Source organism: Bacillus fungorum (genome assembly GCF_002746455.1).
GTDB lineage: Bacteria > Bacillota > Bacilli > Bacillales > Bacillaceae_G > Bacillus_A > Bacillus_A fungorum.
The window spans coordinates 1-600 of the sequence record NZ_NWUW01000159.1 but is presented as its reverse complement, the minus strand read 5'-3'; the positions used below and the strand labels follow the sequence as shown (position 1 = coordinate 600).

Below are 600 nucleotides of genomic sequence, written 5' to 3'. Positions count from 1 at the left end.
AGACTAACTAGGGACTCAGAACTGATTGTTTGTCCCAAAAATCAAGATCCTGTGCCTGAAATTTTCGCTTTCGTTGAATCATACCTGTTTGATACGCAAGTTCCTGTAGGTGATGAATAGAAAATTTGTTTTGGAATTCTTCTCCTAACATGCGTAGCTCCTCAACTGGTGTGTCATTGTTTATAGCCATAAATTAAAACACCCTTTCATGCAGTATTGCATGAAAGGGTGTTTTAATTTCGTTATTTTATTCATTTTCTTAAGTTGATGGCTATGGATGGATGAGGCACGAACTGAATATTTTAAAGGTATTGTTAATAATAAGTTTGCCCAATTTGCACAGGATTTCGGTTTCAAAGTGCAACCTTGTATTGCAGGGAGACCCAAAACGAAAGAAAAAGTAGAGGCACCTATGAAATTTTTAGATGAGATCCACGCTTACCAGGGAAAATTAAGTTTTGAAGAGCTACATTAATTTGTACAAAAACTTTGTACGAGAATTAATCAAAGCTTTCATCAAGGGACAAATAAAGTTCCAATGTTCTCCTTAAAACAAGAAAAGAATCTCTTACAGCCCCTACCACAGAGCACAATAAGAGA

General features: G+C 35.8%; 1 pseudogene. It reads left to right on the top strand.

The features are described from left to right. Positions 1–277 precede the first annotated feature (277 nt). Positions 278–600, top strand: a pseudogene (locus CO726_RS31225) (IS21 family transposase); the annotation flags it as partial.